Genomic DNA, 8,445 nt, shown 5'->3' on the forward strand with positions numbered 1-8,445 from the left:
GGCTACGACGATTAATGGGTGTAGCCGATCAGATCGTAGCTTCTTGATTTAGTTCCATCGATTTAAGCAACAAAGCCCATGAAAGCAGTAAATCAGTTGAGTCGGAAGGCTTATCAAGCCAAAGCGCTCAAGCGTATCTACATCCCCCAAAAAGAACGGCAAACTTCGACCACTAGGTATCCCATGCATGGTAGACAGAGCGCAACAAGCGCTTCATTTACTTGCGTTAGAGCCCGTATCAGAAATTCTTGCCGATCCTAACAGCTATGGTTTTCGACCGAGACGTAGTACTGCTGATGCTATTGGACAGTGCTTTCTCTGCTTGAGTCAAAAGCGATCGGCCCAATGGGTACTTGAGGGGGATATCAAAGCCTGTTTTGACAAAATCGGACACCAATGGTTAAAGGCTGGCTTTGTAGACAAAGGGCTATTCTATGATACCAACGAAGGCACACCTCAGGGTGGGATTATATCCCCAACTTTGATGTTAATGACGCTTTCAGGTCTCGAACAGCATGTAAAGTCTGCCGCACTCAAAAAGGGTGCAAGAGCCAACTTTATTGGATATGCCGACGATTTCGTCGTCACCTGTGCTTCAAAGGAAGTACTGGAGAACGATATCAAACCGTTGATTGCTGACTTCTTAGCAGAAAGAGGTTTAACACTCTCCGAAGAGAAAACGCATATAACGCACATCAACGATGGCTTTGACTTCTTGGGCTTCAATCATAGGAAGTACAAAGGAAAATTGCTCATTAAGCCGAGCAAATCTAATACGTTGATGTTCTAAAGTAATCTGCTTGAACTCATCAAGAAGCACGTAACCCTTTCAGTAAACGATCTTATCAGACTGATAAATCCGAAATTGAGGGGATGGTCGAATTACTATCGACACTGCGTTGCAAAACAGGTATTCGGATATATAAACCACAAGCTATTCCATGCGTTATGGCACTGGGCTAAAAGGCGCCATCCAACAAAATCTAAAACTTGGAGCGCCCTTAAATACTTCATCAACCGTAAAGGCCAATGGCAGTTTCACGGTTGGCAGAAGATCATGGATATGGATTGCCAGTTCAATCTCTTCCAAATAGCCAAAGTGCCTATAGAAAGGCATGTAAAGATCCGAAGTGCAGCGACATCGTTTGATCCTCAATACCAAGATTATTTGGCAAAGAGAAAACCCAAACGGTTAGCCCGCAACTCTTTGTATGATCCTGCTCTGACAGCCTTATAAGTTGCTGGGTATCAGACGATGCCTTTGTGGAGGCTTGAGCCTAGTACGGTGAAAGTTGCACCCTGGGTTCTTAGGGAGACGGCACTTGGTAACAAGTGTCGTCCACCCGACATTTCTGTGTTACACATCCCGTCAGCACACCTTTGGACAAAACTGTTTTAGCACAATTAAGTTAAAATTATCTAAAGTATGACAAAATCGCTTAGATGAGTGTTCAGATCAGTATCCATTTATTTTATCATCTGAACTTATGTACCTCAGTTCTATTTCTACCGTTATGTTTTGCTTGGTAAAGTGCATCATCAGCACCTTTAAGAATGGCGCTAATCGGCTCTCTTTCGGCTAACCATTGGGATACTCCGATAGAAATCGTCACGTGACCTACGACATCAAACTCATTGGATTCAATGGACTTTCGAATTCTCTCGGCAACGTACTCAGCCTGACGTATGTCTGCTTTAACTAAAAAAACCATGAACTCTTCTCCGCCAGCTCGGCAGACAATATCCACCTCTCGCGCCTGCGCCTTGATCATATTTGCCACACTGATGAGTAAAGTATCACCGACATCATGACCAAAGGTATCATTCACTTTTTTGAAGTAATCAACATCCAGAGCGAGCACAGAAAATGGAGTGTTTTGTATACGCAAATTATCAATGGCCTTATCTAAACCTCTGCGGTTTAACAACCCAGTCATAGAATCAGTTAAGGTATCGAGGTGCAGTTGATCAATTGTGTTGGATACAATATTGAATGTACTGACGAATGAACGCTTCAGGTGTGACGCTTCAAAATACCAAGGTTTCACTTTATTTAAGTCTCGTTTAGTCGAAGTGTGGCTATCAAATTTTTTGACGACACTCGCTAATTGCCATAATGGTTTTGAGATAAAAACCGAAGATATCCAAATAATTAAAAGCGTGAGCACACCAATTGGAAGTGTTTCAACAAATACACTCCACATTTGGTCATTAAGCACTGACAGAGTGAGGCTTTCCGATTTCACAGCAACTATCCCCCAACCAGAATAATTGACTGGTGCGTACCCAGCAAGCATATCAATACCCTGAGAGTTAATGATAGCTTTCCCACCTTTCTCTCCCTGAGTCACCTCATTTATCGCTTCATTATTGACTATGACTTCTCCCACTCGTTGTTTATTAGGGTGATAAATCAATGTCCGATTTTTATCCACAACATAAAGGTATGACCCATCTCTGTAGCCATGGTGTCCAAGTATGCTCATTATTATGTTTTTCTTATCGAGATAAATGCTCCCGCTAACGTAACCTAAATACTCTTTTTGTGCGGAGAAGATAGGGTACGAAATACTTATTAGATAATTACCTGCCGGGGATACGAACGGATTCGTGACGATTGGAGCCTTAGCGTTCAACGATTGTAGCGAACTTTCTGTTGTTAATTGGACACCTTTCAGTTGTATTGTTTCTGGTGAAACGGAAATGATGCCCCCTTTCGCATTGACGATGACTACAGAGTTAAAAGAGTCAGTTTGGGTTCTTAATCGATCTACTTCTTGTTGCAACGCATCTGAATCACCTATCCTACTCCCAAGCGTAAGTGCGCTATACTCCAATTGAGACAAAGCTGATTCAATGAAAGTGTCCGTCATTTCGGCCATTTTTTCAGCGTAAACACGATTGGATTCAATGGTGTTGGTGACAATGAGGTCATGTTGGACACGATACATGGAGTAAAAAGCGTTCAGAAAAGTGACCAATACACTAAAGATGCTTAGAATCAGAATAAGTTGCCTCAAATTCAACTTGTCTTTCATCCGTTTTGATTCACCCACATATTCCATAAATTAAGTCATCCATTGGTTTATTCGAAGTAATAGTACGTGCTATTGCACATGTGTTAAATCAAGTTTTAGTAGATTTTGACAGTTCTGCATGAGATATGAAACTCTTATACTGGCTTATATCTATTTTAAAACTGATATGGCCGACATAGATAGAAAATAGAGCCAGTAGCTGACCAAAAAACAAGCATCAAGATCAAAATGCTAGCCGATACTTGAAGGGTTCAAGAAAGTAAAACTTATATTTAGAGGGTCTTGATGCGACTAAACATTAGTTTTCGTAGTAAAACTAATGTTTAATGTAGCATTTTAAACAGTTTAAGTGATGTGTCACTAGCTTGATATTCGATGTAATGATAGGTTAATCATATAAGTATGACCTTAGTCATGGGTAGTACACGAGTAATACTGTGGTCTATATGAAAAAAAACTCCCTCACCTCCGCTAAACTCGTTTTTGCTTACTTTGTATTCGCGTCACTGTGGGTTTTATTCTCAGATAAAGCGGTAGTAATCTACAAGTATACACGCTGGTTCAGTCACTAAAGGGGATGCTATTTATCGTGATCACGTCTCTCTTGCTATGGGGGCTGATAAAAAAGAACAACCGAGATATTGAACGGACCAATGACATTGACTATGTGACAGGCCTGCATAGTCCCTACGTCTTTTTTCGCTATTTGGAGCAAAAGTTCAGTAGTGCCAAAGAAAATGAACATTATGTTCTCTTTCTTCTCGATATTGACAACTTTAAGCCCATTGCCGATCAACTCGGCTTTGAAAAGAGTAATCAATTTTTAAAAGACATAGCACAATCTATTAGTTCCTCTACTGTCTCTCCATTTTTCTCTTCAAGGACTCATTCGGATGGGTTTGCTTGCTTGATTCGCATGCACGACGAGAAGCAAATTGACAGGCTCCTAGCACTTATTCAAAGGCAGTTTAGCCAGCACTCAAAACGTCATGGCATTGATGTAACGTGCTCTATTGGTGTTGCGCTCTATCCATTTGATGGAGAAAGCGTTAAACAGCTCATGTCGTCAGCCAAATATGCGCTCGATCAAGCAAAGATAACGAAAAACACTATCCGGTACCACGACAAAAAACTCGCTGAGCAAGATCTCCAAAGAAAACAGATGATTGCAGATCTACGTAACGCAATACGAAAAGAACAAATACAGATCGTATTTCAACCAAAGTATCACCTAAAAGATAAGAGAGTAACTGGAGTTGAAGTGCTCTCTCGCTGGAAACACCACCAACATGGAGATATATCTCCTGCTGTATTTATCACGCTGGCAGAAGAGAACAATCTCTGTAGTGCTTTAACAGCACTAGTTCTCAAGCAAGCATCAAAACAACTTAAAGAAACCCAGCTCCTAGGATATGCCATTCAAAGCGTATCGGTGAATATTTCTGCTACTGAGATAAATAGTGTCGAAGACATGCACCAAATCGAAACTTACTTAAAACAAGACCGTGATTTTGCGCAATATCTATGCTTTGAAATCACAGAGACAGCTACGTTAGAGGATATTGACCAATGTGCAAGTCTAGTTAAGAAACTGAAGAAGTATGGTGTAACATTCTCCATTGATGACTTTGGTGTTGGCTATACCTCATTTGGCATATTTAATAAATTAGACGTCGATGAAATCAAGATAGATCGTAGTTTCATCAAAGACATTGCTATTGACTATCGATCAAGAGCAATTACTTCCGGCATCGTTGATATAGCCAAGGGGGTTGGGATTCAAGTCGTTGCTGAGGGCATAGAGACCCTTGAACAGCTGTGTATTCTTGAGGAGTTAGACTGTGAACAAGCTCAAGGATTTTATCTAAGTCTCCCAGTCCCTGTTACGGCATTAAATAAAAGCTTAAGTATGATGTAGCATCGCAAAGTTCACACCCAAACTAGCAGCAGAAGAATTACACACTCATATTGATGCCGATATCAAAGAGCCAGCGAAGAAATCACTACTAGGACACGGCTACATGTTCAGCGACGTAGAGGTGAACACGATAAGCACGCAACTTCACGCGTGCTTATCACTCTGAGTACACACTCATGGAGCTGAATATCCGCGTAAAAATCCATACTGTTCAAGCACTTTCTACATCAATTATGTTTTGAAATTCACAGCCAGACTCAAGAACATACCATTAATAATAACCAGTAAAACAGCTTGCTGTAGGCCGCTGTTGTACTGGTTATTATATATTTAATATCAATATCCTACCCGAAACCTAGCTCTCACTCCATTCCACCACATTCACGCAATCAACTAGCCACCGATACCATCACCTCAATCAAAGCCCATATCACGCATAACATTTCCACCAACACCATAGTTCAAGTTCGACGATGATTTCCAGCTCAGTGATCGCGCACAGTACTCGCAGGAAACGACCAGATTGACACCCACACAGATTACAACATTGATATTCACCCACTGATGGTGAGTGATAGCAGTAACAGCAACAACGACTTCATACTAAAATTTTCAATCAGCCTTAACCTGCTTTAACCACAAATGCTTGATCATATAGTCAGCTTCTAACGCGATACGGTGTTCTACATAGCTAACAAAAGTTTTGAACCCAAAATCACCATTTACATACTCAAGAGCACACACAGAGACAAAACTAAACATTCCAGAGCGGACTTTGTCATCATCTAAATAACTTAAATTAGGGCTAGAAGTAGTCGATAACATTGGCAGTTCAAGCCAACCGTTAGTCGTCGCGCATAACCAGACTAGTGAATCATTGATTGTTACCGAAGTTCTTTTCTTAGTAGTTGGATGATAGAAAGATATTTTCATGAGATAAAAACCTGAGTTATTATTAACTCAACAAGAGTAACGGAGAGTCAATATTAACTCAACTGATATGAATGCTAATTAATTTTCAAGGTGTGATTGATTGTTAATGTATATCCCCAACGACCTTAATACACACACCGCAAAACCTCCTATCTCAAACCGGCTTTTAGACTATCCATCAAAACGATCAGTTGCCTCATAAAACCCAAAACCAAACCGCATAGCACCGTAAAGTCACCATGGTCGTACCATGGTTCTTCTCGCTCGAAGCCCTTGACGATACTCGCTTGCGAGATGGCAGCTTTTAGCATTTGTTGGGTTTCCTAGGATTCCCTTGAGCACAGATTCGTCGTGCGATGAACCATATATGGACCATGGGAGAAATTTTAAGGTGGATAAAGGGAGTCTATTGGAGCGAGAAAAGCGTTGATAACAAGAAAGGAAAACTGAGGTAAGCACCTGAAAAGTAGAACATTTTTAAACACCTAAAACGACGAAAGGCCGCTATAAAAGCGACCTTTCTTTATATGGTGCCGGTGGGCGGACTCGAACCGCCACGCCCGAAGGCAACGGATTTTGAATACCTCACATGGTCTTTTAACTAGCTGTATTTACTAGGATACTGTTGGATATTAAAGACCACAATTTGGGATTAATTTGGACCTAGATTACACGTTCTAAGCACAGAATCACTGGATGTTCACAATCGAAAGCTACATCCTAAATTCATTTGTGGACGAAAGTCAGTTAGTGCTATCGTGCTTACATGACCATATTTAATTAGAAGAACATGAAACCTTAAACACAGGTATGTTTGGGACAGCAAAAACAATGACAACTACAAATAAACTTCAACTGCTTTTGGTCGAAGATAACTTGGAACTGGCAGAAACCACTGTCGAACACTTTGAGCTTGAAGACATTAGCTGTGATCATGTGTCGAACGGCGTAGCCGCTTTAGAGTTAATTGCCAAGACGCACCACGATGTCGTGATATAAGATTTGAATGTGCCAAGCATGTCCGGCATAGAGGTGTGTAAGAAATTGCGAGAACAAGGCAGTGATGTCCCTATTATTATGCTGACGCGCGGGACACGCTAGACGACAAAATCGTTGGCTTTGAAGAGCTGTTAATGCGCGTCATAGTGCTCTCTCGACGACGCAGTGGCGAAGTGAACCTTCTGCAGTTGAAAGACTTAAAAATGAACGTGAAAGAGCGCCATGTCATGCGTGGTAGCGATGAACTTAAACTCTCTCCAACAGGCTATCGCATTCTAGAAGTCTTGCTGCGCGCCACTCCAAACCCCATCAGCCGTGAAGACTTAATCCAGAAGGTATGGGGAGATGAACAACCGGACACCAACAGCTTAAAAGTGCACATGTTCAAATTAAGGCACGCACTTGATGATAATTACGAAGAGAAGCTACTCCAAACCATCAAAAACTTTGGGTTTGTCTTGAAGTAACCCCTCAACGATATTTAGCAAGCGTCAGTCAGTAATCTTACTTCTGGAGTGGTGATGTTTTGGTACATCACTTGGCATTGAAAGTTGACGCTTTTCTTATCCAAATCAGAAGTGAAGAAAATATAGATTTGGTTGTTTGGCGTGCTTTTGTCAGTAAACAGATCAGCGGCATTGGGATCTTTTTGAGTCGTAGTTAAAGACACCGCATCAATATTGAGCCAAGCTAAAACTTGTTTGTTCATATCATCGAATGAATCATTACCGTCTACGCGTGGGTAACCATCTCTGAGCGGAACCACAACGCCGTTGATGAGGATCTCTTGCTCACCTTGATCCAAGCCTTCGACAATGGCACGCGTATGCACCATTTCTAGACCTGCTCGCATTGCTCCCTCAACCGTCTCCATGACGGCAACCTTTGAATCCTTTTGCAAGTTCAGGAATCTCGGTGCAGCAACCACGGCGAGAATACCCAAAATCACGATAGCGATAACGAGTTCAATCAATGTAAAGCCTTTGTTTTTCATGCCTACACTTGTTTTCATGCTAAGAATTGCCCTTTAAACGAACGTCACTTTCACTGCGCGACCATCTTACAACACTTGTTCTTCGTACAGCCAGTAATACTTGTCGCAGATTTTCTTGATGATCAACAAACCCAAACCCAGTCGTTTCGTGAGTCAGGTCTTTTTGTTTATCTCGATTGATCACTTGCACTTCTAACCCTTGCTGCTTGATGATGACTTCACCTTCATTGGTGTGCTGAAAAGCATTACGCACAAGATCGCTGACCAACACGTTTAATGACACTCGCCTCTACTTCCTGTTATTCATTAACAAGGTTAAATTCCATCTCAAAGCCAACGCTTTAAGAGGCACAGTGTGTGATATGGGTAATATCTTAAATTTCTCATGGTTAACGCCAACCCTAATTTTGATAGAAGTTTTTTATCAAGACCATAACTTCCTTGGTGCATTTTTTGCAATCCCTCTATACCGAATCAAATTGAAGAGGCTTTGTTGCTTAAATCGATGGAACTAAATCAAGAAGCTACGATCTGATCGGCTACACCCATTAATCGTCGTAGCC

Annotated in this window: 4 protein-coding genes and 3 pseudogenes; 3 read left to right on the forward strand and 4 right to left on the reverse strand. The window is 41.4% G+C overall.

Going from position 1 to position 8,445, the window contains the following annotated elements; all coding sequences use genetic code 11:
• Positions 1-69 precede the first annotated feature (69 nt).
• A pseudogene (locus ACWPOD_RS23460) lies at positions 70-1,237 on the forward strand (group II intron reverse transcriptase/maturase); the annotation flags it as partial.
• Positions 1,238-1,475: 238 nt separating this feature from the next.
• Here the strand turns inward: ACWPOD_RS23460 and ACWPOD_RS23465 are convergent.
• On the reverse strand, positions 1,476-3,038 hold the full coding sequence (locus ACWPOD_RS23465) for a sensor domain-containing diguanylate cyclase (protein WP_282150741.1): 1,563 nt from the start codon (positions 3,036-3,038) through the stop codon (positions 1,476-1,478).
• A gap of 446 nt (positions 3,039-3,484) precedes the next feature.
• On the opposite strand from ACWPOD_RS23465, the pseudogene ACWPOD_RS23470 reads away from it, so the two are divergent.
• A pseudogene (locus ACWPOD_RS23470) lies at positions 3,485-4,956 on the forward strand (putative bifunctional diguanylate cyclase/phosphodiesterase).
• 612 nt (positions 4,957-5,568) lie between these two features.
• Here the strand turns inward: ACWPOD_RS23470 and ACWPOD_RS23475 are convergent.
• Positions 5,569-5,889, reverse strand: a complete 321-nt coding sequence (locus tag ACWPOD_RS23475) for a hypothetical protein (protein WP_282150737.1) — start codon at positions 5,887-5,889, stop codon at positions 5,569-5,571.
• Between the two features lie 831 nt (positions 5,890-6,720).
• On the opposite strand from ACWPOD_RS23475, the pseudogene ACWPOD_RS23480 reads away from it, so the two are divergent.
• A pseudogene (locus tag ACWPOD_RS23480) lies at positions 6,721-7,355 on the forward strand (response regulator transcription factor).
• Positions 7,356-7,369: 14 nt separating this feature from the next.
• On the opposite strand, the gene ACWPOD_RS23485 reads toward ACWPOD_RS23480, so the two are convergent.
• Both ACWPOD_RS23485 and ACWPOD_RS23490 read right to left on the reverse strand, forming a co-directional pair.
• Positions 7,370-7,900: a type II secretion system protein gene (locus ACWPOD_RS23485; RefSeq protein ID WP_282150739.1), complete on the reverse strand. Its 531-nt coding sequence runs from the start codon at positions 7,898-7,900 to the stop codon at positions 7,370-7,372.
• Between the two features lies 1 nt (position 7,901).
• A complete protein-coding gene (locus tag ACWPOD_RS23490; protein WP_282150740.1) occupies positions 7,902-8,165 on the reverse strand; it encodes a hypothetical protein in 264 nt (87 codons plus the stop codon).
• Positions 8,166-8,445: the final 280 nt, after the last annotated feature.

The organism is Vibrio sp. JZG120, assembly GCF_053890955.1.

Coding starts and splice junctions, on each gene's coding strand:
- ACWPOD_RS23475 (WP_282150737.1), bottom strand. CDS start 5,889: ATGAAAATATCTTTCTATCATCCAACTACTAAGAAAAGAACTTCGGTA.
- ACWPOD_RS23465 (WP_282150741.1), bottom strand. CDS start 3,038: ATGAAAGACAAGTTGAATTTGAGGCAACTTATTCTGATTCTAAGCATC.
- ACWPOD_RS23485 (WP_282150739.1), bottom strand. CDS start 7,900: ATGAAAACAAGTGTAGGCATGAAAAACAAAGGCTTTACATTGATTGAA.